This is a genomic window from Gluconacetobacter sacchari, assembly GCF_014174255.1.
In the GTDB taxonomy this organism is placed as follows: Bacteria; Pseudomonadota; Alphaproteobacteria; order Acetobacterales; family Acetobacteraceae; genus Gluconacetobacter; species Gluconacetobacter sacchari.
This window is the reverse complement of sequence record NZ_JABEQJ010000010.1, coordinates 118,008-141,166: the sequence shown is the minus strand read 5'-3', so window position 1 is coordinate 141,166 and position 23,159 is coordinate 118,008. Positions and strand designations below refer to the sequence as shown.

Here is a 23,159-nt window from a genome sequence, read left to right as displayed (position 1 = left end):
TACCTGCGACACTCGCAGGTAGTACCGCGTCCCTATCTCTTAAATCGTTCATGCTTCATAGCTGAACCAGACCAGAAATATTCAGCAAGGCGTCAGTCGCCGGGAGCTTACGACCGGCGCGCGGCGGCCCGACCGGGTACGCCGCGCGGCCGGCGTGGCGGTCGCCACGGCGATCGGCGGCATGGGGGTGGTCGGCTGCCTGATCTACCTGTTCCGCGCCCCGATCGTGGGCTTCTATCTCGACGCGTCCCTGCCGGACAATGCCCAGAGCGCGCGCATCGCCATGTCCGCCCTGCTGCTGGCGGCGATCTTCCAGGTGGCCGACGGGGCGCAGGCGGTCCTGGTCGGGGTGCTGCGCGGGCGGGGCGATGCCCTGGTGCCGATGGTGCTGGCCGTCGCCGGCTATTGGGGCGTCGGCTTCCCGCTGGCCGGCTGGCTGGCCTTCCGGCGCGGGCTGGGGGTCGTCGGCCTGTGGGGCGGCGTGGCGACCGCGCTGGTGACGGTCGCGCTGCTGCTGGGGGGGCGGACGGTCTATACGCTGCGTCGCGCCGGGTTCAGCGCGTCTCCACCCCGATCTGCTTGATGTCATGGAAGGCCAGGTCGGGATTCATCTCGGCCGTGCGTCGCATCATGAAGGCCGAGCCCGCCAGGAAGACCGGGTCGCCGTCCAGGTCGTCCGCCATCGCCGACCGGTTGGCCATGGCGAATGTCTCCAGCTTCGCCCTGTCGCCCACCACCCAGCGGGCGAGGTTGTAGGGCGTGGATTCGAAGCCGATGCTCACCCCGTATTCCCCACCCAGCCGCGCCTGGAGCACATCGAGCTGAAGCGTGCCCACCACGCCGACGATCGGCGGCGCCCCGTCCTGCGGGCGGAACAACTGCACCACGCCTTCCTCGGCCAGCTCGGTCAGCGCCTGGCGCAGCTTCTTGGCCTTCATCGCGTCGTCCAGCCGGACGCGGCGCAGGATTTCCGGCGCGAAATGCGGCACGCCGGTAAAGCGCAGGTCCTCGCCCTCGGTCAGCGTGTCGCCGATCCGCAGCGTCCCGTGGTTGGGAATGCCCACCACGTCGCCGGCAAAGGCCTCCTCGGCCAACTGCCGGTCGCGGGCGAAGAAGAATTGCGGCGTATGCAGCGCGAACTGCTTGCCGGTGCGGGTGTGCTTCAGCCGCATGCCGCGTTCCAGCCGGCCGGAGCAGATCCGCGCGAAGGCCATGCGGTCGCGATGATTGGGGTCCATGTTGGCCTGGATCTTGAAGACCAGCGCGGTCAGGCCGGTCTCGTTGGCGCGGACGGTGCGGTTCTCGGTCGCCTGGTCGCGCGGCGGCGGGCCGAAGGCCACCAGCGCGTCCAGCAGGTCGGTCACGCCGATCTCCTTCATCGCGCTGCCGAAGAAGACCGGGGTCAGATGCCCGGCATTGAAGCCCTCGCGGTCGAAGGTCGGCAGCGCCGCCTCGGCCAGTTCCAGTTCCTCGGCCAACTGCATCATGCGTGGGTCGGACTGTTCCAGCGGCGGCGACACGTGCAACCGGCGCGCGCGCAGGTCATAGGTGCCGACGAACTGCGCGGCCCGGCCGACCGGCCAGGTGGCCGGCGCGGTATCCAGCGCCAGCGCGGACGAAATCTCGTCCAGCAGCGTGAACGGGTCCTGCGCCTCGCGGTCCATCTTGTTGATGAAGGTGACGATCGGAATATCGCGCAGGCGGCAGATTTCGAACAGTTTGCGCGTCCGGTCCTCGATCCCCTTGGCGGCGTCGATCACCATCACGGCGGAATCCACGGCCGTCAGCGTGCGATAGGTATCTTCCGAGAAATCCTCGTGGCCCGGCGTGTCCAGCAGGTTGAAGATGCATCCGCCATATTCGAACGTCATCACCGAGGTCACGACCGAGATGCCGCGATCGCGCTCGATGCCCATCCAGTCCGACCGCGTGCGGCGGCGCTCGCCCTTGGCCCGCACATTGCCCGCCATCTGGATCGCGCCGCCCGCCCGCAGGATGCGCTCGGTCAGCGTGGTCTTGCCCGCGTCGGGGTGCGAGATGATGGCGAAGGTGCGCCGCCGGGCGATTTCCCGGGCGATGGTCGGGGCGAGGTCGGTCGAGGGCTCGGCGTTCACGGCAACATCCATGCGGGCTTATGGTTCGGGCGGCGGGTCCCGGAAACGCAGACGCCGGGCGCGGGGATTTCCCCCACGCCCGGCGCCGCAACCGTTGGTCTGGAAGACCGGATCAGCGCGAGTAGAACTCGATGACCAGGTTCGGTTCCATCTGCACCGGGTAGGGAACGTCCGACAGCTTCGGCGCGCGCACGAAGCGGCCCTTCATCTGGCGGTGATCGACTTCCACATATTCCGGCACGTCCCGCTCGCCGCTCTGCGCGGAGTCGAGGACGATGGCAAGCTGCTTGGACTTCTCGCGCACCTCGATCACGTCGCCATCGCGCACCAGGAAGGACGGGATGTTGACCTTGCGGCCATTGACCGTGATGTGGCCGTGGCTGACGAACTGGCGGGCGGCAAACGGCGTCATCGCGAATTTCAGGCGATAGACCACCGCGTCCAGCCGGCGCTCCAGCAGGTCGATCAGGTTCTCCGAGGTATCGCCCTTGCGGCGCACGGCCTCGTCATAATATTTGCGGAACTGCTTCTCGCTGATGTTGCCGTAATAGCCCTTCAGCTTCTGCTTCGCCATCAGCTGGACCGAGAAGTCCGACGGCTTCTGCTTGCGGCGCTGGCCATGCTGGCCGGGGCCGTATTCCCGCTTGTTGACCGGCGACTTCGCGCGGCCCCACAGATTGACGCCCAGGCGGCGGTTGATTTTATACTTGCTCTCAAGGCGCTTGCTCATCGCGCGCGATCTTCCATCATCGACAGGCGGCCTCGCGGCCCAAAGGCCGGTCGCCGCCCTGTATTGCACCGGTAGGCCCTGTTCCGCATGAACAGGGCGGGCGCGGACCGCATTACCGGCGCCGGGGAGCAATCACCCGATCAGGCACCGGCCGGTCCGTCCACGTTCCCGGCAGTGGGGCTGGCCTATAGGCGTTTCGCGGCCGACCTGTCAACCGCATGGCCGCGACGCCAAAAAAAAGCCGGTGCCGCGGGGCGGGAAGTCCGTATACTCCCCTGTATCTTCTATCTTAGGCATCGAGGAGAGGCCATGGCCACCCCGTTCACGCAGCGCTGGGGATTGTTCGTCCTGCTGGGCTTTCTGTCCATCGCGCTGGGCATCGTCGCCTGGATCGACGCGATTTCCGTCACCCTGGCCAGCACGGTCATCATCGGCATCCTGCTGGTGATCGCCGGCGCGGCGCAATTGTTCCACGCCTTCGCCGTGCGCGACTGGGGCGGCTTCGTCCTGTCGCTGCTGGGCGGCGCGCTCTATGTCGCCGGCGGCATCTCGCTGATGTACGAGCCGGTCACCGGCTCGATCGTGCTGACCCTGTTCATCGCCGCCTGCTTGATCGTCTCCGGGACCATGCGCATGCTGATCGCGGCGCGCCATCGGGAACTGAACGGCTGGTGGATCGTGTTGGGCGCCGGGCTGATCAGCCTCCTGGTCGGCGTGTGCCTGTACATGACGCTGCCCTGGTCGGGATTGTGGCTGATCGGCACCTTCATCGCGGTGGAACTGATCGCCGCCGGCGTGGGCTGGATCCAGTTCGGCCTCGCGCTGCGCCAGGCGAACGCCCCGACCAGCCCCTGAAAAAACAGCACCGGGGGGCACGCGCCCCCCGTTTTCACGTCGGGGGCAGGCCCAGCCGCGCGCGCAGTTCCGGCGCCGTCAGGCGGGCCTCGAACCCCGCGGAGCCCGGCTGGAACAGCCGCGCGTTCGCCAGCGGTCCGGCCGCGACCGGGTCGAATCCGGCTTCGGCGATCAGGCCGCCCACCGTGCGCATGGCCGCCGGATTGTCGCCGGCATACGGAATGCCCAGCAGAGGCGGCGGCCGATGCGCTTCGGCGCCGATGGTCGACATGTCCTCGGAATTGAAGGCACGCACGACATGCGCGCCCGGAAAGAACGATTGCGTGACGACCCCCGCTCCCCGCTGCCTGGCCTGGCGCGCGATGTCGCCGTCACGCCAGGGATACGGATTGCACGCATCGATCACGGTCTTGCCCGCCAGCGATCCGCGCAGTTCCGCCGCGACATCCGGCAGCACGCCATAGGGCACGGCCAGCAGCACCACCTCGCCGAACCGCGCGGCCTCCTGCGGCGTGCCGGCCTGCGCGCCACCGCCCAGCGCCTGGGCCGCCGAACGGGCCGATCCGATATCGCCGGCCGACAGCATGACCGGATGGCCGGCCCGCAGCCACAGGCCGGCCAGGGTACTGCCGACATGGCCGGCGCCGATGGTCCCGATCCGCAGGGGCTGCGCGGCCAGGGCGAGGCGGGCGGGCAGCAGGGCGCCCAGTCCGGCCAGGAGGGTACGGCGCTTCATGCCTGATGCCACAGCGCGGTCAGCGGGCCGCCGGCGCCTCTCGCCGGATCGCTGGCGGGGAAGGGGACATGGTTCATCTGCGTCAGTTCCTCGGTCGAGAGCGCATTGCGGCGCAGGTCGAAATGCTGGTTCGGCGGATAGGCGCCGACGACCAGGAAATCGTCGTCCGATCCCAGGTTGCGGTGGCCGGTGCCGGCCGGCAGCAGCACGACGTCGCCGGCCCGCACATCGACCACCCGGCCGCCCGGCCCACCCAGCATCAGCCGCGCCGAGCCCGAGGCCACGCCCAGCACCTCATGCGCGGTGGAATGGAAATGGTGGAAATCATAGACCCCCCAGCGCCACTGGGGCGGCCAGCCATTGGCCGTGAACAACTCCTCGAACGCCGAAGCCGGGTCGCCGGCCGGCAATGCCAGCACGTTACGGTAATAGAGTACCGGCAGATGGTCGTTGTTGGGCACCCAGTCATTGCGCGGCAGCATGAAGGAGTCGACGTCACGGTCTGTCGAGCCGGCGGCATGCACCTCGGTTCCTGCCAGCGACAGGCCGATTCCGGCAAGGAAGGTCTGGAAAGCGCGTCGCGAGACGGTCATGTCCGGTCTCCTCCAGGGGGGAGGCCTCACTATGTCCCGCGCGGCAAAGGGACGAACAGTGAAAAGCAATTTATGGCCGGCCCGCGCCCGGCCCATGATACGCCGACCGAACAAATGTACGTCACACAGCCGGGCCGGGCGGCCGCGACGCTTTTCCTGTCGTCGCGGCGCGGGGTAAGAAGAATCATAACGCAGGAACGGAACCATCCATGCCCGAGACCGAGGATCATGCCCCCCAGGCACCGCTGCGTAATGCCTTCCAGCTCATGGGCGCGATCCTGTTCGTCATCGGCATGCTGGCGATCGGGTGGCGGGCCGCCTTCTTCTCGGGCGTCTGGCCCGCCTGATCCGCGCGTCACGCCGGACCGGACAGCGCGGCGCTGATCGCAGCGCCTTCCTCGACACTCAACGGGCGGCTGGCGGCGGCGACATTGGCCTCGACCTGCGCGGGCCGGGTCGCGCCGGCGATGACCGAGCCCACCACGTCGTGCGACAGCAGCCAGCCGAAGGCCAGTTCCGTCAGGCTGCGCCCATGCGCGCGCGCCACCGCGTCCAGCCGGTCGAGCAGGCTCCAGTTGGCGTCGGTCAGGTATCGATCGGCCAGATAGATCCAGGCGCTCAGCCGGCTGCCGGGGGGCGGGGGCGTATCGCGATGATATTTCCCGGTCAGCACGCCGCTGGCCAGCGGGAAATAGGGCAGAAGCCCCAGTCCGTAATGACGGATCGCCGGCACCAGGTCGCGCAGCGCGTCCCGCGCCAGCAGCGACAACTCGTCCTGGCAGGAAATGAAGCCGGCAGAGTTCGCGGCGCGGGCGACATGACAGGCATCGGCGACCTGCCAGGCCGGAAAGTTGGAACAGCCGGCATAAAGGATCTTCCCCTCCCGGGTCAGGTCGTCCAGCGCCCGCAGCGTTTCCCCGATCGGGGTCGCCGGGTCGGGCGTATGGACCTGGTACAGATCGATCCGGTCCGTGCGCAGCCGGGTCAGGCTGGCCTCGACCGCCTGGCGGATATAGTGGCGCGAGGCCCCCTGAAGGCGCCCGTCGGCATCCATCGGCATGCCGAACTTGGTGGCCAGCACGATGTCGTTGCGGCGCGGGCCGAGGATCGCGCCCAGCGTTTCCTCCGACGCGCCGTAATGGGCCTCGCGCCGGCCGTACACGTCCGCGACGTCGAACAGGGTGATGCCGCTGTCCAGGGCCTGGTGAACCACGGCGCGGGATTCTTCCAGCCCGATCCGGCCGCCCAGATTGTTGCAACCCAGCCCGACGGCTGAAACGCGCAGGCCGGACCGGCCGAGGTGACGATAGTCCATCAGGGCATCTCCAGCCCGACCGAGACCGGGCAATGATCGGACAGGTCCGGCGCCTGGGCGGGGTCCCGCGCGTCATAGGTCAGGACCCGGAGGCTGCCGGGGCGAAGCCACGCGCGGGCCTGGTTGCCCAGCAGGATATGGTCGATGAAATAGGTGCCGCCCCAGCACGGGCTGGCCCGTCCCGCCGTCGTCAGCGTCAGTGGGCCGTCGGTTTCCAGTTGCCGGAAGAACGGGTCGGACGGCGTGAGGTTGCGGTTGAAATCCCCCATGACCACGAAGGCGACGCCCTCATCCTGCCGCTGGGCGATCCAGTCGTCCAGCACCGTCAATTGCCGCGCGAGCGTCCGGCAGGCGGGCCGCCGGTCAGTCAGCGCGGCACCGCGACATCCGGCCTTGAGATGCACGACCAGGATGCGCAGGCTGGCCGCCCCGTCATCGATCGTGACATCCAGCCCCGCGCGCAACTGATGGGGGGCATCGGGCGGATAGACGTCGAGTTCCGACAGGTCCGGATGCCGCGTGACGGTCAGTCCCGTCGCCACCGCCAGCCCGGCACGCTGCACGACATGATCGCCGGTCATGACGATCCGATAGCGTCCGGGCGGGAACAGGCGGGCGGCCAGAGCCGGAGAATCGACTTCCTGAAACCCCACGATATCGGCGTCCAGCCGCGCGGCATACGCACTCAACTGGCGCAGTCCGCCCGCGCTGCGACGATGCAGGCCGGGCGGCAGGGCAGGGTCGCCCGCTGCCCGCTCCGTCAGCCAGTCCAGGTTCCAGGTCGAGACCTTGATCGTGCGTGCCGAGACCCCCGGACTGGCCCACGGACCAGCCAGGGCCGCCACCAGCCACCCGGCACAGACCAGGAGGCCGATGGCGGCCCGCCGCCGATCAGACCTGCTCAGTCTTCGCATCCACCTCGTTGGTCAGGCGGGCGATCGCCTGGTCGACATGGATGCTGGACCGCGTGGTTTCGTCCAGGATCACGACCTCGCCGCTGGCGATATCGTAGAACCAGCCTTGCAGGATCAGCGTATTGCGCGCCATGGCGGCGGCAACCGCCGGATGGGTGCGCAGATGCGCGATCTGGAGCAGCACGTTCTGTTCCGCCAGGCTGCGCACGGATTGCGGCCCCGCATCGGTGGCCTGCAACGCCCCCGCGACCGCGCGCGCCGCCTCGGCATTCCGCAGCCATGACGCGACGGTGGGCATGCTCGCCAGCTTGGACGGATCCGGGTCCAGCAGGGCCTTCATCGCCCCGCAATCCGAGTGGCCGCAGACGATGATATGCGACACCCCTAGCGCCAGCACCGCATATTCGATCGCCGACGACACGCCACCCAGCATTTCGCCGTAGGCCGGCACGATGTTGCCGATATTGCGCAGCACGAACAGGTCGCCGGGCTGCGTCTGGGTAATCATGCTGGGATTCACCCGGCTGTCGGCGCAGGCGATGAACAGCGTGTCGGGAGATTGCTGGGCGGCGAGGTCGGCGAACAGCTCGCGATTCTGCGGAAAGACCTCGGCGTTGAACTTTTCCACCCCCTGGAGGAGCGAGATCAGTGTTTTCTTGGCATCGGTATCGGCCATCGAAGGTCCCTATGTCCTGAAGTCCGTCTGGGACTCCACAGTGGCGTTCGAACGGTCGCCCTGACGGAGATGTATCGTCCTGGCAAGCGGGCGCCAGGGCGCCGACACAGCCGGGCCCTGGAACGATAGCACGGAAACGAAGCCGGCACAGATGCGGTTTCCGCTCCGGGACGCCGGGACACACTATGTCAGGCGCCGGACACATCGCCGCGTGGTCGCGGCACGACGATGTGCCGCCCGCTACGCCAGGGCCTGGCGTACCGCGTCCAGGGCCGAGTCGGCCCGCGCCACGTCGGGGCCGCCGGCCTGCGCCATGTCGCGCCGCCCGCCGCCGCCCTTGCCGCCCATGGCCGCGCTGGCCGCCCGCACCAGCTCGACCGCGTCGAACCGTTCCGTCAGGTCGGCGGTGACGCTGACGACCACGCTGCCCTTGCCATCGGCGGTGGAAACCAGCGCCACCACGCCCGAGCCCACCTGCTGGCGCAGGGAATCGGCCAGCGCCTTCAACTCGCGCGCCGGCAGGTCGCCCACATTGCGGGCGATGAAGCCGATGCCGGCGATCGTCTCGATGGTCGCGCCGTCCCCGCCGCCGCTGGCCAGCTTGCGTTGCAGGTCGGAAATCTGGCGCTCCATGACGCGGCGCTCCTCCAGGATCACCGCCAGCCGCTCGGGCGCCTCGGCCGCCGAAACGCGCAGCATCGACGCCACCTGGGCCAGCCGCTGCTCGGTCGCGACGGCGGCCTCCTCGGCGGCCTTGCCCGTCACGGCCTCGATACGGCGGATGCCGGCCGAAACCCCGCTTTCCGACGTGATGCGGAACAGGCCGATATCGCCGGTCCGGTTCACATGCGTGCCGCCGCACAGCTCGATCGACCAGGCCGGACGGTTCTCCTCGGCCGGTCCCATGAACACGACGCGCACCTCGTCGCCATATTTCTCGCCGAACAGCGCCATCGCGCCCTGCGCCACGGCTTCCTCCTGCGACATCGGGCGGGTGGTCACCGCGCTGTTCTCGCGGATGCGCGCATTCACCTCCGCCTCGACCTCGGCGATCTCCTCCGGCGTCAGGGGCCGAGGCTGGCTGATATCGAAACGCAGCCGGTCGGGCGCGTTCAGGCTGCCCTTCTGCGTGACATGGGCACCCAGGCGCCGCCGCAGGGCCTCGTGCAGCAGATGCGTCGCGGAATGATGCGCGCGGATCGCGCTGCGCCGGGCATGGTCGACGGTGGCGGTCACCGCCTGCCCGACGCGAACCGTGCCCTCGACCACCGTGCCGGAATGCACCAGCAGGTCGCCCAGCCGCTTCTGCGTATCGGTGACGGCGATGCGCAGGCCCGGCGCGGTGATCAGGCCGGTATCGCCGACCTGGCCGCCGCTCTCGCCGTAGAACGGCGTCTGGTTCAGCAGCAGCGCGACCTCGGCCCCCGCCGACGCCTCGCCGACCGACCGGCCCTCGCTGACGATGGCCTGGATCTCGGCATCGGCCTGTTCGGTGGCATAGCCCAGGAACTCGCTGGCACCGAACGTATCGCGCGCCTCGAACCACACGGTCTCGGTCGCGCTGTCGCCCGACCCGCTCCACGCGGCGCGGGCGCGCTCGCGCTGCACCTGCATCGCGGCGTCGAAACCCGTGACATCGACCTCATGGCTGCCGCCGCGCAACGCGTCCTGCGTCAGGTCCAGCGGAAAGCCGAACGTATCGTACAGCTTGAACGCCACGTCACCCGGCAGTTTCTGCCCGTCGCCCAGCTTCGCCGTCTCGTCGGCCAGCAGCGCCAGGCCCCGTTCCAGCATCGCCTTGAAGCGCTCTTCCTCCCCGCGCATCGTCTCGCGGATCAGCGCCTCGGCCTGGACCAGTTCGGGATAGGCGGCGCCCATCTGGCGCACCAGGGCGGGCACCAGGCGATGGAACAGTGTCTCCTTGGTGCCCATCATGTGCAGGTGGCGCATCGCCCGACGCATGATGCGGCGCAGGACATAGCCGCGCCCGTCCTTGGACGGCAGCACCCCGTCGGCGATCAGGAACGAGGTCGAGCGCAGATGATCGGCCACCACGCGATGGCTGGCGCGGAACGGACCGTCCGGGTCCTGCCCCGTGGCCTCGGCCGAGGCCAGGATCAGCGCGCGCATCGTGTCCGTGTCGTAATTGTCGCGCTTGCCCTGCATGATGGCGGCGAACCGTTCCAGCCCCATTCCCGTATCGATCGACGGGCGCGGCAGCGGCGAGCGAACCCCCGGCGGGTCCTCGAAGAACTGCATGAACACGAGGTTCCAGATCTCGACGAACCGGTCGCCATCCTCGTCCGGCGATCCGGGCGGCCCGCCGGGCACGTCGGCGCCATGGTCGTAGAAGATTTCCGAACACGGGCCGCAGGGGCCGGTATCGCCCATCCGCCAGAAATTGTCGGCGGTCCCGATGCGGATGATCCGCTGGTCCGGCAGGCCGGCGATCTTGCGCCACAGCGCGGCCGCGTCCTCGTCGTCGGCATAGACGGTGACCAGCAGCTTCTCGGCCGGCAGGCCGAAATTGCGCGTGATCAGGGTCCAGGCGAACTCGATCGCCTCGGGCTTGAAATAGTCGCCGAACGAGAAATTGCCCATCATCTCGAAGAAGGTGTGATGACGGGCGGTGTAGCCCACATTGTCCAGGTCGTTATGCTTGCCGCCGGCCCGCACCACCTTCTGCGCCGTGGTGGCGCGGGAATAGGGGCGGGTTTCCTGCCCGGTAAAGACGTTCTTGAACTGGACCATGCCGGCATTGGTGAACAGCAGGGTCGGGTCATTGCGCGGCACGAGCGACGAGGACGGCACGATCTGATGACCGTTGGCCGCGAAATAGTCGAGGAAGGCCGCGCGGATATCGTTTGTCGAGGTCATGGCGGAGGGCTGACGATCCTGAAATGGCGAAGGCTGCAAAGCTCGGATACCATCACCTAGCGCACGCCGTGCCCGGCAGGAAGAGCCGCGGCACGCGGCAGGCCGAATCGCCGACGCACGATAACAACGGGAGGATGGACGCATGAGCTGGATCGCGGAACGGGACTGGCCCATTCTGGAACAGGGTCTGGCCGGCAGGCTGCGGCGCGATTGCGGCGCGGACTGGGAGCGGTTCATCCACCATCCCTTCGTGCGCGGCATGGCGGACGGCACGCTGCCGCAGGCCGATTTCCAGCGTTTCCTGGTCCAGGATTATTTGTATCTGATCCAGTACGCGCGCGCCTACGCGCTGGCGATCTACAAGGCCGATACGATGGAAGGCATGCGTTCGGCCTCGGCCATCGTGTCCGGCCTGCTGGATACCGAACTGGCGCTGCATATCGCCTATTGCGCCGGCTGGGGCCTGGGTGTCGACGACCTGCACAACCAGCCGGAATCGCTGGAACTGCTGGCCTATACCCGCTTCATCCTCGATCGGGGGCAGACGGGCGACCTGCTGGACCTGATCGTGACCCTGGCCCCCTGCCTGATCGGCTATGGCGAAATCGGCGCCCGCCTGCTGGCCGACCCGGCGACCCGGCGGGAGGGCAATCCATATTGGGACTGGATCGCCCTGTACGGGGGCGAGAAATTCATCGGGCTGGTGAATGCCGGGCTGCGCACGCTGGAATCGCTGGGCGCGCGCTATGGCGCCGAAGGCCGCTATCCCGCCCTGCTGGCCGAATTCCGTACCGCCGTAAAGCTGGAAGCCGCGTTCTGGAATGCCGGCCGCTCCGGCATGCTCTGAACCCTGTGGTCAGGCATCCGTCCGCCGATGACGGAAGACCACGCGGTGGCTGAGCGTGAAATTCGCCGCCAGCCCCGCCAGCGCCCCGGCCGCCAGCGCCAGGACGGGAAAGGTCCGGCATGGCGGCACCAGCAGGAACAGCGTGAAGACCATCCCGCGATTCAGGACGAAGCCCAGCGCATTGGCCATCAGGTATCGCGCCCACTGCACCAGGGGCCGGTCGGCATGGACGACATGGCGGAAGGTCCATAGCCGGTTGGCCAGCCAGTTCATGGTCGCCGCGATGAAATAGGCCAGCACGGCGGCGGCGCTCAGGCCCAGCAGCGGCCGCAATCCATAGACCGCGAGCGTGTCCCACATCAGCCCCATCCCGCCGACGATCCCGAATTTCACGAACGGCACGATCCGGGCACGCAGGCTCCCTTTCCGATCGGGGGCGGCGGCTGTCGGGGCAGGGGAGTCCGGCACGTCGCACGAATCTCGTCAGCTATGGCCGGGAAGACGGCACGATAAGGACGGCGCAATAAAAAAGGGATGCCCGAAGGCATCCCCCTTTACCCTGTCGAACCGGGCGGAAACCGCCAGGATCAGTGCAGGATGATTTCCACGCGACGGTTCTGCGGCTCGCGGGTGTTGGGACCCGTCGGAACCAGCGGATGCGCCTCGCCGTAACCATGGACGTCGATCGCGGTGGCCGGCACGCCGTCACGGATCAGTTCAGCCTTCACGCTGTCGGCGCGACGGATGGACAGGCCCAGATTGTACTTCTGGCCGCGCGCGCCCGGATGGGCCGCCGAGTTGTCGGTGTAGCCGTTGACTTCGATCCGCGTCGTCTGGACGTGGGTCGAGGCCTGGGCGGCTTCGGCCACGATTTCACGCGCGCGGGCCGTCAGGTCCGAACGATCCCAGTCGAAGAACACCAGGTAGGTGCGCGCCGGGGTCGGAGCGGGCGGCACGACGACCGGAGCCGGCGGCGGCGGCGGCGGCGCGGTGTCGAACGCATAGCGCAGACCCAGGATGAACTGGTGGTTGAAGCGGTTGTCGAAATTGACGTGGCCTTCGGTGCGGCCATACTGGTTGAACGACGATTGCGGGAACGGACCCACGCTGCCGCCGAAGCCCGTCTGACCCAGCATGCGATACTGGACGGTCAGCTGAAGGCCGGGCACATCGGGGATGTCATAGGCCGCACCGACGATGCCCTGATAGGCGAAGCCACCGCGCGTTCCGCCCAGACGGGTCGAGTACGGCGTGTTGGCATAGTACGTCGTGGTCGGGTTGTAATGCTGCCACAGATAGCCGGCACCGATACCGACGAACGGCGTGATGGGCACGTCGATCCCGAACTGCTTCAGGTCGATGTCATATAGCACGTTCACCAGGCCGCCATAAGACTGGTCGCTGCCGCTGGTGGTGTTCGCCGGGCCGCTGCGGTGATTGAGCTCGGAATAGTTGTACACGCCCTCGACCTCGGCGCGCAGACCATTGCCGAAGCCCCAGCCGAAGGAGCCGAAGCCCGTGAAGCCGTCCTTGTGGCGGTAGCGCGAAGAGCTCAGGCCAGTCGCCGGATTGTTGTATCCGTCACCATTGAAGTGGCCGTGCTGGGTCTGAACCAGGTTGTAACCACCGCCCAGATCGACATACGGTCCGGTAATGATGGTTGCATTGGCTGCAACCGGAGCCGCTGCCATCAGCGTGGTGGCGAGTAATGCCGTGCGGAGACGCATTTTTTCGTCCTCTTGATCATCCGTTCGAGTAGCCGTCAAACCACAGACGGCCAACCTCAGCGTGATGCTTAACCCCCTATAGATCTAACGGTTCCGGGTTAGGAACCCGCATCATGGGCAACGCAGCCATTACCATTGAGCACCGTGTTGAAAAAGCAACAGTTCGTTTCGCTAAGATTATGTGACGGTGGCTGCCCTTTTCCGGTGGGGGTCATGTCGCCCGCGCGCCGGCACGGCCTGTCGGCGCCATGATGTGATATCGATACATCTATGTTGCGATATCGCAACGCATGACGCAACCGTTCATGGTGCGCACCCTTCCGCCAGCAGGATCTCCCGCACCAGCCCGTCCGGCACGTCGCGGCAGGTAAAGGCCTGCCCGATGCCGCGCACCAGGACGAAGGACAGGCGCCCGTCGCGCATTTTCTTGTCGCGCTGCATATGGGCGATCAGCCGCTCGGCCGAAAAACGCCAGGGCAGGTCGCGCAGATGCGCCGGCAGGCCCAGACTGTCCAGGTGCCCGGTCACGCGGTCGACATCCGCCTCGTCGCACAGGCCCATCCGCGCCGAGGTGACGAAGGCCAGCCGCAGGCCGATCGACACGGCCTCGCCATGCAGCAGGCGGCCGTCATAGCCCAGCTCGGCCTCCAGCGCGTGGCCGAACGTGTGCCCGAGATTCAGCAGCGCCCTGCCGTCGGATTTCCGCTCCTCGCGCTCGTCGTCGCCCACCACCGCCGCCTTGAAGGCGCAGGCGCGCCGCACGGCCTCGGCCTGGATGTCGGCCTCGCCGTCCAGCACCGCCCGGCCATGGGTCTCGCACCAGGCGAACAGCGCGGCGTCGCCGATCAGCCCGGCCTTGACGATTTCGGCATAGCCGGCGCGGATCTCGCGCGCGGGCAGGGTGGCGAGGGTCGCGGTATCGGCCAGCACCGCCAGCGGCTGGTGGAAGGCGCCCAGCAGGTTCTTGCCGAACGGGGTGTTGATGCCCGTCTTGCCGCCGACCGACGAATCGACCTGCGACAGCAGGGTGGTCGGAATCTGCACGAAGGGCAGGCCGCGCATGGTCGTCGCGGCCACGAAGCCCGCCAGGTCGCCGACCACGCCGCCCCCCAGCGCGATGACGGTGGTGCCGCGCTCGATCCCCGCCTCCAGCAGCAGGCCGGTGACGCGCCCATATTCCGCCAGGGTCTTCGACCGCTCGCCCGGCGGTACGACGATGGTCCGGGCCTCGATTCCCCCGTTCGCCAGCCCCTGGAGCAGCCGGGGCAGGTGCAGCGCCTCGACGGTCGAGTCGGTCACGACCACGACCCGCTTCTGCGGCAGGATCGGCGACAGCAGCACGTCGGCATGGCGCAGCAGGTCCTCGCCGATCGTCACGTCATAGCGCCAGCGCTCCAGCATGACGGGCACCAGCCGCGGCTGCCCGCCCAGCGCCAGCGCATTGACGACGGTCGCGGCACTCTGTTCCACGCTTTCTTCTCCACAATCCACGGTAATGTCCGCCTCGGCATAGATCGGATGGCGGATCTCCATCAATCGTGCCAGCACGTCGCGGGGCTCGCCGGCGTTCAGCAGCGGCCGGTGGCCGCGCCCCTGCACCCGGCGCACCAGCACCGGCAGCGGGCAGCGCAGCCAGACCGAGGTCGCGCGCTCGCGCACGATCGCCCGCGTCGCGGGGTCCATGAAGGCGCCGCCCCCCGTCGCCAGCACCACCGGCGGTCCGTCGAGGATACGGCGGATGACCCGGTGCTCGCCCTTGCGAAACTCGGGCTCGCCATACTGGGCGAACAGATCGGCGATCGAACACCCCGCCGCGCGTTCGATCTCCACGTCGGCGTCGATGAATTTCATGCCCAGGCGCGCCGCGATCCGCCGGCCGATCGTCGTCTTTCCCGCTCCCATCAACCCGACCAGGACGACACTGTCGTCGCGCGGGGCGGGGCCGGGCGCGGCGGGCAAAGGCTGCGTCTCGGACGGGGCGGAGGCGTTCTGGCGTGACATGAACGCCAACCTACCATAGAGCAGGGACAACTCGCCATGTCGCATCAGCCCCGCCCGGGGCGCCGCGGCGGGCATCATCGCGCAAAAGGGTCGGTCATGCGGCGCATCCTGTTGGCTCTCGCGGGCATCGTGGTCGTGGTCGGAATCGGCGGCTTCCTGTCGCTGGGGGCGTTTCCGCCGCCGGCGCCGGCCGTGCCGGTCCACAAGGACCTCCCGCCGGACCGTTTCGCGCATACATGAGCCGGGCATGAGCCTGGCCGCCCAGGCCGAGGCGTTCCTGGAAATGCTGGCCGCCGAACGCGGGGCGGCGGCGAACACGCTGCGGGCCTACGGCCGCGACCTGCGCGACCTCGAATCGTTCGCGGACCATGCCGGAACCGGCGCGGCGCGCGCCGATTCCGGCCTGCTGCGCGACTATATGGCCGGGCTGGCGCGGGCCGGCCTGTCGCCCCGCACCCAGGCGCGGCGCCTGTCCTGCCTCAAGCAGTTCTACCTGTTCCTGACGCGCGAGGGGATGCGGGCCGACAATCCGGCGGCGCTGCTCGATGCCCCACGCCTGCCGGCCACCCTGCCGCGCTTCCTGACCGAGGCCGAGGTCGACCGCCTGCTGGGCGCGTGCGATCCCCCGCCCGACGACGGGCGGCGCTGGCTGGTCGCCCGGGCGGCGCTGGAAATCCTCTATGCGTCCGGATTGCGCATTTCCGAGCTGCTGGGCCTGCCGCGCCGCGCCCTGGCCGGGGATTCCCGCATGCTGCTGGTGCGCGGCAAGGGCGGGCGGGAGCGACTCGTGCCGCTCTCCGTCCAGGCGCGCGCGGCCGCCGAGGCCCTGGCGGCGTGCGACAAGCCGCTGCGGAGCCCCTGTCTGTTTCCCGGCCGCGGCGGCCAGCGCCCCCTGACGCGGCAGGGGTTCGACCGGATCCTGCATGACGTGGCCCTGCGGGCCGGGCTCGACCCCGCCCGCCTGTCGCCGCACGTGCTGCGCCATTCCTTCGCCACCCACATGCTGGCGCGCGGCGCCGACCTGCGCGCGCTCCAGATGCTGCTGGGCCATGCCGACATCGCCACCACCCAGATCTACACCCATGTGCTGGCCGAACGGCTGCGCGCGGTGGTCGAAACCCATCACCCGCTCGCCGGCGGCCGCGCCCGCGCGGCGGCGGCGGCCGGCGAACCCGGCGGCGAAGCGGGCGGGGGGACTTGGCAGGATTCGTAGCTGTGCTATCCGCACGGGATGCGCCAGTTTCTAGATTTTGAAAAGTCGGTCGCCGAGCTTGAGAACAAGATCGACGAACTCCGTCACATGTCCGGCCCCGACGGCATCAACATCGCCGAGGAAATCGCCCGTCTGACCGAAAAGTCGGACAAGCAGCTTCGCGCCGCCTACGCCAAGCTCACGCCCGGGCAGAAGGTCCAGGTCGCGCGCCACGCGCAGCGTCCGCATACGGCCGACTATATCGATACCCTGATCGCGGATTTCACGCCGCTGGCGGGCGACCGCCTGTTCGGCGAGGACAAGGCCGTCATCGGCGGCATCGGCCGCTTCCAGGATACGCCGGTGGTGGTGATCGGGACCGAGCGCGGGTCGGAGCTGGAAAGCCGGCTGGAGCATAATTTCGGCATGGCCCGCCCCGAGGGCTACCGCAAGGCCCAGCGCCTGATGGCGCTGGCGGGCCGGTTCGGCATGCCGATCCTGACCTTCATCGACACGGCGGGCGCGTGGCCCGGCATCGATGCCGAGGCCCGGGGCCAGGCCGAGGCGATCGCGCGCTCCATCGATGCCTGCCTGTCGGCCCCGGTCCCGGTGCTCGCCACCGTGATCGGCGAAGGCGGATCGGGCGGCGCCATCGCGCTGGGCGCGGGCGACCGGGTGATGATGCTGGAACACGCGATCTATTCGGTCATTTCGCCCGAGGCCTGCGCCTCGATCCTGTGGCGCGATCCCAAGCAGGCGACCAGCGCGGCCGAGGCGCTGAAGCTGACGGCCCAGGACCTGCTGCAACTGCACCTGATCGACCGTATCATCCCCGAGCCGATAGGCGGCGCGCAACGCGATCCGCAGGCGACGATTCGCGCGGTGGGCGACGCCATCGCCGCCGAACTGCCCGACCTGCTGTCTCTCGGCGGCCCCACGCTGGTGGCCCAGCGCCGCGAGAAATTCCTGGCCATGGGCCGCGACGGCCTGACCTGACCAGTCGGGCGCGCGGCGGCCCGTCCAGGCAACCGCGCCGGCGGGCGGAAACTCAGGGCGGGGGTTCGCCCTCCACCGGCGCAAACCCCAGTTCCGCGATCAGCGCGCGTGTCTCGTCCGCCGCCGCGAGGACCGAGTCGCGGTCCAGCCCCTTGCAGACCAGGGCGACGCCGCGCCGCCCGTCCGGCCGGCCGAAGGGATAGGACCCGATATCGAGGTCGGGGTAGCGGTCCTGGATCTCGGACAGCCCGGCGGCCAGCCCCCCTTCAAACAGGTCCAGCGCGTACCAGCTGCGCGAGGTCACGGGCGTGCCGCGCGGCAGGTCCGGGGCCAGCGCCTCGAACATCGCCTGCATGATGCGCGGCACGCCGGCCAGCACATGGACATTGCCGATGCTGAATCCCGGCGCGATCGAGACGGGGTTGGTGATCGGGGTCGCGCCCTGCGGCAGGGTGGCCATCCGCTGGCGCGCGGCATTGAAGGTGCCGGGCGCGAAATGGGCCTCCAGCGCCCGATAGGTCTCCGGATGCACGACCCACGGCACCCCGAAGGCCTCGGCCACGCAGGGCGCGGTGATGTCGTCATGGGTCGGGCCGATGCCGCCGGTGGTGAAGACATGGTCGAATCGGGCGCGCACGTCGCACAGCGCGGTCACGATGATGTCGCGGTGGTCGGGGATAATCCGCACCTCCGACAGCGTGATTCCCAGTTCGGACAGGCGGCGCGCCAGATATTGCACATTGACGTCCTGCGTCCGGCCCGAAAGAATCTCGTTGCCGATGACCAGAATGCAGGCTGTCGGGTTCATGGCGGCTGGTTCCGTTCCGGTGGCGTGGACCATCATTATGGGCCGGGAATCCGCTCCCGGCCAGACAGGAGGAACAGGCGATGAGGGAAGGACCGATGTGCGGCGTGCCGCGCTGCGTGTGGGATCTTCCAGCCACGCTGGGCGAGGGGCCCGTGTGGTCGGAAGCCGAGCAGGCCCTGTATTTCGTCGATATCGTCGGCAGGGCGATCCATCGCTACCACCCGGAAAGCGGCGAGCGGACCTCCTGGGCCGCGCCGGACCGGCCGGGCTTCCTGGTTCCGCTCGCCGATGGCGGTTTCCTGTGCGGCCTGCGCGGCGGGCTGCATCGTTTCTCGCCCGCCACCGGCCGGTTCGACCTGGACCTGCCGGTCGAGCCCGATCTGCCAGGCAACCGGATCAATGACGGCCATGTGGACCGGTTCGGCCGCCTGTGGTTCGGCACGATGCACGACGCGGAGACCGATCCCACCGGCTCGCTCTACTCCGTCCGCCAGGACCGGGGCGCGCTGTCGATCCGGTGCGAGGATACGGGCTATGTCGTCAGCAACGGCCCGGCCCTGTCCCCCGACGGGCGCACGCTCTACCACAACCATTCGCCGGCCCGGACCGTCTACGCGTTCGACGTGGCGCCCGACGGCAGCCTGTCGAACCGCCGGGTCTTCGCCATCCTGCGGGACGGCTATCCCGACGGCATCGCGGTCGACAGCGCGGGCTTCCTGTGGATCGGCGTCTGGGACGGCGGGCGGATCGAGCGCCTGGCCCCCGACGGCACACGGGTCGAGCCGATTCCGATGCCGGCGCGCAACGTCACCAAGGTGGCGTTCGGCGGCGCCGACTACCGCACGGTCTTCGTCACCACCGCGCGCAAGGGCCTGTCGGCCCGGCAACTGGTGGAGCAGCCCCTCACCGGCGGCCTGTTCGCCTTCGGTACCAGCATCGCGGGCCAGAGGCAGGCGACGTTCGCGCTGTCAGACCAGGTCGCGAAGTAGCGGGACCAGCGGCAGGTCGGCCTCGGGCATCGGATAGGCCGACAGCTCGTCGCCCCGGACCCAGGCCAGGGTCTGGCCCTCGCGCGGGCGCGGCGTGTTCCTCCAGCGCCGGCAGACATAGACGGGCATCAGCAGGTGGAAATGCCCGTAATCGTGCGACACGAAGGTATAGGGCGCCAGGCAGGACCGACTGACATCCAGGCCCAGTTCCTCCTCCAGTTCGCGCACCAGCGCGGCTTCGGGCGTTTCGCCGGCTTCGACCTTGCCGCCGGGGAACTCCCACAGCCCGGCCATCGGCTTGCCTTCCGGCCGCCGCGCCAGCAGGATCCGCCCATCGACATCAATCAGGGCCACCGCCGCCACCAGCACGACGCGCTTGTGTTCGCCCGCCTGGGTGGCCGGCGAGGCGGACGCGGCATCCATCCCCAGGTCCCCCCGCGTCGCCTCGAACAGCAGGACCGGATGCTCGCCCCCGCGTGAGACGAATTCCTGGTGGCCGGTGCCGGTCTCGCGAAAGCCCAGCCGGCGCAGCACGGCGATCGAGGCCGGATTGTCATGCGCGACCGCCGCCGCGATCCGGTCGACCGGCATGCTGGACAGCGCCCAGCGCGCGATGCGCCCGACCGCGCTGGTAGCGACCTTGCGGTTCCAGTACGGCCGGCCGACCCAGTAGCCGACGGTGGCCGACCGGCGGCCGCGATCGATTTGCAGGCCGATGCAGCCGATCAGCGAATCGGGCGTCTCCGATTCGGGGTGGGTGATGGCGAAATGATAGGCGACACCCCGCCGCGACAGATCGGCGGTGGAGGCGATCCATTCGTCCGTCAGCCCGCGCGGATAGGGAAACGGCACGCGACTGAGCATCCGGATGACGCTCCAGTCATTGACCAGCCGGTGCATGGCGCCGGAATCGCTGGACAGAAGCGCCCGCAACCGGAAAGGACCGGCTTGCAGGGCGGTATCCGTCCGTTCGTCGATCATGGGCGCGGCGGCATGGTCAGCCGGCATTGTCAGCCGGCACTGGGGGCGCGGATGCCGCACTCGGCCAGAAGCGCGCGCAGGTCGCGGATCACCGGGAACACTTCCTGGTTGTGGTCGCCGCCCAGTTCGTTCCACGCATTCTGTTCCAGTTCCACGATCTCGCGATCCTCGCGGAAGATCCGCTCGGTAAAGGCGACCAGGAACGGCCATGCCAGGTCCAGCACCCCCGGCAGCTTGGGGCGCTTGATCGACAGCAGCCCGAACACGCGGTTGGTCAGTTGCTCCTCGTCCTGCGGGACGTAGGCGATCCACAGGTCCATCACCGGCTCGCCGCCGGTGGGCTCGATCTTCAGCGTCTGGTACGGATATTCGGTGCGGATCGTCATCACGTCGCGATGGGCGAATTTCGCGCTGTTGTCGCGCTTCTGGCCAAAGACCAGGGCCTCGCCGATCGGCTGCTTGCCGCCGGTCCGGGCAAAGGTATAGCGCGCCTCGATCATGCCGGGGCCGCGATCCTGGCCCAGGAAGCGCGGCTTCATCTGCCCCATCTGCTTCATGTGCATGAACTGATGGTTCATATCCATCAGGTTCTCATGCATGAAGCTGTAATGGCACTGGACATGCCGGCCGAACCGCCGGGTCTTGTAGCCGGGGTTGGCGACCTGCGACAGCTTGGGCAGCGGCACGGAATCGGCCTTGTCGGCATCACCGGGAAAGATGAAGATCAGCCCGTCCTGCTCGCGGCAGGGATAGGTCCGCACGCCGTTGGGCAGCTTGCCCTTGCCCAGGTACGGCACGTCGATGCACCGGCCCGACCGCCCGTACGCCCAGCCATGATAGCAGCATTGCACCGCCTGGCCCCTCACCGTGCCCTTGCTCAGCGGCACCTGCCGGTGGGCGCAGCGATCCTCCAGGGCGAAGACCGCGCCTTCGACGGGCCGCACCAACGCGATCGGCAGGCCGGCATAGCGGGTGCCGATGGTCTTGCCCGCCTTCAGCTCGCGCGACCAGGCCACGGGGTACCAGAAATCGGGATCGCAGCGGATGCGTCGCAGGTCCTCCCCCGGCGTCAGGGCGGGCCGGGGCATGCTGTCCGTCGAAAAAATCTGGTTCATCGTCTCTCTATGTGCTCGATCGCCCGCGGTTGTCCGGTGGGGCGGGCGGCGCCATGACGGCGACCGCACGCATTAAACAGGCATCTCGCCATCCCGCGCAATTGATAACGCATGTCATCGCGCGACGGCGGCGGGAGCCGGGCGTTCCTCTCCGCCGGTCAGGCCCGAAACCCGCATGATATCAGGCATCCCGCCGGTCGCGATGCCTTGATCCGCATCAAGGTCGTGCCGATTCCCGAACGGGCGCCCCGGCGGCGAGTTCGGCGGTCAGGTCCTCGATGAACTGCCAGGCGACGCGGCCCGACCGCCCGCCGCGGCCGACCGACCACGCATTGGCCCGCCGGGCCAGTTCCTCGTCGCCGATCGCCATGCCGCGATCCCGGGCATAGGTCCGGACCATGTCCAGGAAGATATCCTGCCCGCAATTATGAAAGCCGATCCACAGCCCGAACCGGTCGGACAGCGAAACCTTCTCCTCGACCGCCTCCGACGGGTTGATGGCGGTCGAGCGCTCGTTGTCGATCATGTCGCGGGGCATCAGGTGCCGCCGGTTCGACGTCGCATAGAACAGCACGTTCTCCGGCCGGCCCGAGATCCCGCCGTCCAGCACCGATTTCAGGGCCTTGTAGTCGGCGTCCTCGCTCTCGAACGACAGGTCGTCGCAAAAGACGATGAACCGGCGCGGGCTGGTCCGCAGCAGCGCCAACAGGTCGGGCAGGGTCGCCAGGTCCTCGCGCTGGATCTCGATCAGCACCAGCCGCCCCGCTCCGGGCGCCGCCGCCACGCCGTCGACCAGGTTGGCCTGGGCATGGGCGGCCTTGACCAGCGAGGACTTGCCCATGCCGCGCGCGCCCCACAGCATCGCGTTGTTGGCCGGCAGGCCGCCCGCGAAATGCAGCGTGTTGTCCAGCACCAGCCGGCGCTGGGTCTCCACGCCCCGCAACAGGGCGATATCGACATGCGCCACATGGGCCACCGGGGCCAGCCGCCCCCGTGCCGGGTGCCAGACGAAGGCATCGGCGGCGTCCAGCCCGGCCAGGCTGGGCGGCGGCGGCGACAGCCGCTCCAGCGCCTGGGCGATACGGTCGAGAACGGGCAGAAGGGGATGGGACTCCATCGTCGGTCCTGTGGCTGGAAAGGCGCGGTCGGACCCGGAGCGCGGCGGAGAGGCAAACCGACGCCTTGACGGGAAACGGACGAAAACTATGGTCCAGTGCCTCAGCCCGCAACCCATTAAATGACGGCCGGAAACGCGACATGACACCAGTTTCGGATTTTCTTGCAACCCCGGCATACGCCCAGTCCGCCGGAGGGGCCGGGGGCTTCCTCAGCGCGGGCGGCCTGATGTCGATCCTGCCTTACATCGCGATGTTCGCGATCTTCTATTTCATCCTGATCCGCCCGCAGCAGCAGAAGCAGAAGCAGTTGCGCGCCCAGCTCGCCGCCCTGCGCCGTGGCGACCGGGTGCTGACGGCCGGCGGCATCATCGGCGTCGTGCAGAAGGTGCGCGACGATTCGAACGAGCTGGAGGTCGAAATCGCCCCGAACGTCCGGGTGACGGTCCTGCGCGAGACCCTGACCTCGGTGGTCAGCAGCGCCGCCAAGCCCGCCAACGACACGGTCCCCAAGGCCGGCTGACCGTCCCCTCCGCGAACCGGCGGCGCCACCGGCCGTTATGCCCATGCCGTGGGAG

The 23,159-nt window shown here is 68.6% G+C and carries 24 protein-coding genes; 9 read left to right on the top strand and 15 right to left on the bottom strand.

Annotation, left to right across the window (positions count from 1 at the left end; translation table 11 throughout):
* Positions 1-61 precede the first annotated feature (61 nt).
* Entirely contained in the window at positions 62-583 is a 522-nt protein-coding gene (locus HLH48_RS09795) for an MATE family efflux transporter (protein ID WP_182997328.1), read from the top strand.
* Here the strand turns inward: HLH48_RS09795 and HLH48_RS09790 are convergent.
* Positions 555-2,126 (bottom strand): peptide chain release factor 3, encoded by a 1,572-nt coding sequence (locus HLH48_RS09790; RefSeq protein ID WP_182997311.1) that lies wholly within the window; start codon positions 2,124-2,126, stop codon positions 555-557. The genes HLH48_RS09795 and HLH48_RS09790 overlap by 29 nt on opposite strands.
* 100 nt (positions 2,127-2,226) lie before the next feature.
* A complete protein-coding gene (gene rpsD, locus HLH48_RS09785) occupies positions 2,227-2,844 on the bottom strand; it encodes a 30S ribosomal protein S4 (RefSeq protein WP_182997310.1) in 618 nt (205 codons plus the stop codon).
* Between the two features lie 309 nt (positions 2,845-3,153).
* Between rpsD and HLH48_RS09780 the strand changes: the two genes are divergently transcribed.
* Positions 3,154-3,699, top strand: coding sequence for an HdeD family acid-resistance protein (locus tag HLH48_RS09780; RefSeq protein WP_182997309.1), 546 nt, complete (start codon positions 3,154-3,156; stop codon positions 3,697-3,699).
* Between the two features lie 34 nt (positions 3,700-3,733).
* Here HLH48_RS09780 and HLH48_RS09775 read toward each other — a convergent pair whose 3' ends face one another.
* Together HLH48_RS09775 and HLH48_RS09770 are read right to left on the bottom strand one after the other, a co-directional pair.
* Positions 3,734-4,435: an NADPH-dependent F420 reductase gene (locus HLH48_RS09775; protein WP_182997308.1), complete on the bottom strand. Its 702-nt coding sequence runs from the start codon at positions 4,433-4,435 to the stop codon at positions 3,734-3,736.
* The gene (locus HLH48_RS09770; RefSeq protein ID WP_182997307.1) at positions 4,432-5,028 is read right to left on the bottom strand and encodes a cupin domain-containing protein; all 597 of its coding nucleotides are present in this window, start codon (positions 5,026-5,028) and stop codon (positions 4,432-4,434) included. Before HLH48_RS09770 ends, HLH48_RS09775 begins: the two co-directional genes overlap by 4 nt.
* A gap of 209 nt (positions 5,029-5,237) precedes the next feature.
* Between HLH48_RS09770 and HLH48_RS09765 the strand changes: the two genes are divergently transcribed.
* The gene (locus HLH48_RS09765) at positions 5,238-5,375 is read left to right on the top strand and encodes a hypothetical protein (RefSeq protein ID WP_182997306.1); all 138 of its coding nucleotides are present in this window, start codon (positions 5,238-5,240) and stop codon (positions 5,373-5,375) included.
* Positions 5,376-5,383: 8 nt separating this feature from the next.
* Here HLH48_RS09765 and HLH48_RS09760 read toward each other — a convergent pair whose 3' ends face one another.
* From HLH48_RS09760 to alaS, 4 genes are all read right to left on the bottom strand, one after another.
* Positions 5,384-6,343: an aldo/keto reductase gene (locus HLH48_RS09760; protein WP_182997305.1), complete on the bottom strand. Its 960-nt coding sequence runs from the start codon at positions 6,341-6,343 to the stop codon at positions 5,384-5,386.
* A complete protein-coding gene (locus HLH48_RS09755; protein ID WP_182997304.1) occupies positions 6,343-7,257 on the bottom strand; it encodes an endonuclease/exonuclease/phosphatase family protein in 915 nt (304 codons plus the stop codon). Before HLH48_RS09755 ends, HLH48_RS09760 begins: the two co-directional genes overlap by 1 nt.
* Positions 7,235-7,933 (bottom strand): carbonic anhydrase, encoded by a 699-nt coding sequence (locus HLH48_RS09750; RefSeq protein WP_182997303.1) that lies wholly within the window; start codon positions 7,931-7,933, stop codon positions 7,235-7,237. The genes HLH48_RS09755 and HLH48_RS09750 overlap by 23 nt, the downstream gene beginning before the upstream one ends.
* Positions 7,934-8,173: 240 nt before the next feature.
* Positions 8,174-10,810, bottom strand: a complete 2,637-nt coding sequence (gene alaS / locus HLH48_RS09745) for an alanine--tRNA ligase (RefSeq protein ID WP_182997302.1) — start codon at positions 10,808-10,810, stop codon at positions 8,174-8,176.
* A 142-nt stretch (positions 10,811-10,952) separates the two neighbouring features.
* Between alaS and HLH48_RS09740 the strand changes: the two genes are divergently transcribed.
* Positions 10,953-11,657, top strand: coding sequence for a TenA family protein (locus tag HLH48_RS09740; RefSeq protein ID WP_182997301.1), 705 nt, complete (start codon positions 10,953-10,955; stop codon positions 11,655-11,657).
* A gap of 9 nt (positions 11,658-11,666) precedes the next feature.
* On the opposite strand, the gene HLH48_RS09735 is transcribed toward HLH48_RS09740, so the two are convergent.
* From HLH48_RS09735 to aroB, 3 genes are all read right to left on the bottom strand, one after another.
* Positions 11,667-12,125 carry a GtrA family protein gene (locus HLH48_RS09735; protein WP_264813285.1) on the bottom strand — a complete coding sequence of 153 codons (459 nt, stop codon included), beginning with the start codon at positions 12,123-12,125 and terminating at the stop codon, positions 11,667-11,669.
* 119 nt (positions 12,126-12,244) lie between these two features.
* Positions 12,245-13,384: an OmpA family protein gene (locus HLH48_RS09730; protein ID WP_182997300.1), complete on the bottom strand. Its 1,140-nt coding sequence runs from the start codon at positions 13,382-13,384 to the stop codon at positions 12,245-12,247.
* A 303-nt stretch (positions 13,385-13,687) separates the two neighbouring features.
* Positions 13,688-15,385, bottom strand: a complete 1,698-nt coding sequence (gene aroB, locus HLH48_RS09725; protein WP_182997299.1) for a 3-dehydroquinate synthase — start codon at positions 15,383-15,385, stop codon at positions 13,688-13,690.
* Positions 15,386-15,421: 36 nt separating this feature from the next.
* On the opposite strand from aroB, the gene HLH48_RS09720 reads away from it, so the two are divergent.
* From HLH48_RS09720 to HLH48_RS09710, 3 genes are read left to right on the top strand one after another with little or no spacing between them, the layout of a single operon-like run.
* Positions 15,422-15,625 (top strand): hypothetical protein, encoded by a 204-nt coding sequence (locus HLH48_RS09720; RefSeq protein ID WP_182997330.1) that lies wholly within the window; start codon positions 15,422-15,424, stop codon positions 15,623-15,625.
* A 7-nt stretch (positions 15,626-15,632) separates the two neighbouring features.
* Entirely contained in the window at positions 15,633-16,598 is a 966-nt protein-coding gene (locus HLH48_RS09715) for a tyrosine recombinase (protein ID WP_182997298.1), read from the top strand.
* A gap of 18 nt (positions 16,599-16,616) precedes the next feature.
* Positions 16,617-17,573 (top strand): acetyl-CoA carboxylase carboxyltransferase subunit alpha, encoded by a 957-nt coding sequence (locus tag HLH48_RS09710; RefSeq protein WP_182997297.1) that lies wholly within the window; start codon positions 16,617-16,619, stop codon positions 17,571-17,573.
* A gap of 52 nt (positions 17,574-17,625) precedes the next feature.
* Here HLH48_RS09710 and HLH48_RS09705 read toward each other — a convergent pair whose 3' ends face one another.
* On the bottom strand, positions 17,626-18,381 hold the full coding sequence (locus HLH48_RS09705) for a competence/damage-inducible protein A (protein ID WP_182997296.1): 756 nt from the start codon (positions 18,379-18,381) through the stop codon (positions 17,626-17,628).
* Positions 18,382-18,461: 80 nt separating this feature from the next.
* Here HLH48_RS09705 and HLH48_RS09700 point away from each other — a divergent pair, with 80 nt between their 5' ends.
* The gene (locus HLH48_RS09700) at positions 18,462-19,370 is read left to right on the top strand and encodes an SMP-30/gluconolactonase/LRE family protein (protein WP_182997295.1); all 909 of its coding nucleotides are present in this window, start codon (positions 18,462-18,464) and stop codon (positions 19,368-19,370) included.
* Here the strand turns inward: HLH48_RS09700 and HLH48_RS23550 are convergent.
* The 3 genes from HLH48_RS23550 to HLH48_RS09685 form a co-directional block, all read right to left on the bottom strand.
* Positions 19,350-20,378 (bottom strand): bifunctional GNAT family N-acetyltransferase/(deoxy)nucleoside triphosphate pyrophosphohydrolase, encoded by a 1,029-nt coding sequence (locus tag HLH48_RS23550; protein WP_272502303.1) that lies wholly within the window; start codon positions 20,376-20,378, stop codon positions 19,350-19,352. The genes HLH48_RS09700 and HLH48_RS23550 overlap by 21 nt on opposite strands.
* A gap of 2 nt (positions 20,379-20,380) precedes the next feature.
* Positions 20,381-21,466, bottom strand: a complete 1,086-nt coding sequence (locus HLH48_RS09690; RefSeq protein ID WP_182997294.1) for an aromatic ring-hydroxylating oxygenase subunit alpha — start codon at positions 21,464-21,466, stop codon at positions 20,381-20,383.
* 217 nt (positions 21,467-21,683) lie between these two features.
* Complete coding sequence (locus tag HLH48_RS09685) at positions 21,684-22,583, bottom strand: ATP-binding protein (RefSeq protein ID WP_182997293.1); 900 nt, start codon at positions 22,581-22,583, stop codon at positions 21,684-21,686.
* A 140-nt stretch (positions 22,584-22,723) separates the two neighbouring features.
* On the opposite strand from HLH48_RS09685, the gene yajC reads away from it, so the two are divergent.
* The gene (yajC, locus tag HLH48_RS09680) at positions 22,724-23,104 is read left to right on the top strand and encodes a preprotein translocase subunit YajC (protein WP_182997292.1); all 381 of its coding nucleotides are present in this window, start codon (positions 22,724-22,726) and stop codon (positions 23,102-23,104) included.
* Positions 23,105-23,159 lie beyond the last annotated feature (55 nt).

Coding starts and splice junctions, on each gene's coding strand:
- rpsD (WP_182997310.1), bottom strand. CDS start 2,844: ATGAGCAAGCGCCTTGAGAGCAAGTATAAAATCAACCGCCGCCTGGGC.
- HLH48_RS09765 (WP_182997306.1), top strand. CDS start 5,238: ATGCCCGAGACCGAGGATCATGCCCCCCAGGCACCGCTGCGTAATGCC.
- HLH48_RS09685 (WP_182997293.1), bottom strand. CDS start 22,583: ATGGAGTCCCATCCCCTTCTGCCCGTTCTCGACCGTATCGCCCAGGCG.
- HLH48_RS09780 (WP_182997309.1), top strand. CDS start 3,154: ATGGCCACCCCGTTCACGCAGCGCTGGGGATTGTTCGTCCTGCTGGGC.
- yajC (WP_182997292.1), top strand. CDS start 22,724: ATGACACCAGTTTCGGATTTTCTTGCAACCCCGGCATACGCCCAGTCC.
- HLH48_RS23550 (WP_272502303.1), bottom strand. CDS start 20,378: ATGCCGGCTGACCATGCCGCCGCGCCCATGATCGACGAACGGACGGAT.
- HLH48_RS09730 (WP_182997300.1), bottom strand. CDS start 13,384: ATGCGTCTCCGCACGGCATTACTCGCCACCACGCTGATGGCAGCGGCT.
- HLH48_RS09690 (WP_182997294.1), bottom strand. CDS start 21,466: ATGAACCAGATTTTTTCGACGGACAGCATGCCCCGGCCCGCCCTGACG.
- HLH48_RS09710 (WP_182997297.1), top strand. CDS start 16,617: ATGCGCCAGTTTCTAGATTTTGAAAAGTCGGTCGCCGAGCTTGAGAAC.
- HLH48_RS09790 (WP_182997311.1), bottom strand. CDS start 2,126: ATGGATGTTGCCGTGAACGCCGAGCCCTCGACCGACCTCGCCCCGACC.
- HLH48_RS09705 (WP_182997296.1), bottom strand. CDS start 18,381: ATGAACCCGACAGCCTGCATTCTGGTCATCGGCAACGAGATTCTTTCG.
- HLH48_RS09755 (WP_182997304.1), bottom strand. CDS start 7,257: ATGCGAAGACTGAGCAGGTCTGATCGGCGGCGGGCCGCCATCGGCCTC.
- aroB (WP_182997299.1), bottom strand. CDS start 15,385: ATGTCACGCCAGAACGCCTCCGCCCCGTCCGAGACGCAGCCTTTGCCC.
- HLH48_RS09750 (WP_182997303.1), bottom strand. CDS start 7,933: ATGGCCGATACCGATGCCAAGAAAACACTGATCTCGCTCCTCCAGGGG.
- HLH48_RS09720 (WP_182997330.1), top strand. CDS start 15,422: ATGTCGCATCAGCCCCGCCCGGGGCGCCGCGGCGGGCATCATCGCGCA.
- HLH48_RS09760 (WP_182997305.1), bottom strand. CDS start 6,343: ATGGACTATCGTCACCTCGGCCGGTCCGGCCTGCGCGTTTCAGCCGTC.
- HLH48_RS09740 (WP_182997301.1), top strand. CDS start 10,953: ATGAGCTGGATCGCGGAACGGGACTGGCCCATTCTGGAACAGGGTCTG.
- HLH48_RS09770 (WP_182997307.1), bottom strand. CDS start 5,028: ATGACCGTCTCGCGACGCGCTTTCCAGACCTTCCTTGCCGGAATCGGC.
- HLH48_RS09715 (WP_182997298.1), top strand. CDS start 15,633: ATGAGCCTGGCCGCCCAGGCCGAGGCGTTCCTGGAAATGCTGGCCGCC.
- alaS (WP_182997302.1), bottom strand. CDS start 10,810: ATGACCTCGACAAACGATATCCGCGCGGCCTTCCTCGACTATTTCGCG.
- HLH48_RS09775 (WP_182997308.1), bottom strand. CDS start 4,435: ATGAAGCGCCGTACCCTCCTGGCCGGACTGGGCGCCCTGCTGCCCGCC.
- HLH48_RS09700 (WP_182997295.1), top strand. CDS start 18,462: ATGAGGGAAGGACCGATGTGCGGCGTGCCGCGCTGCGTGTGGGATCTT.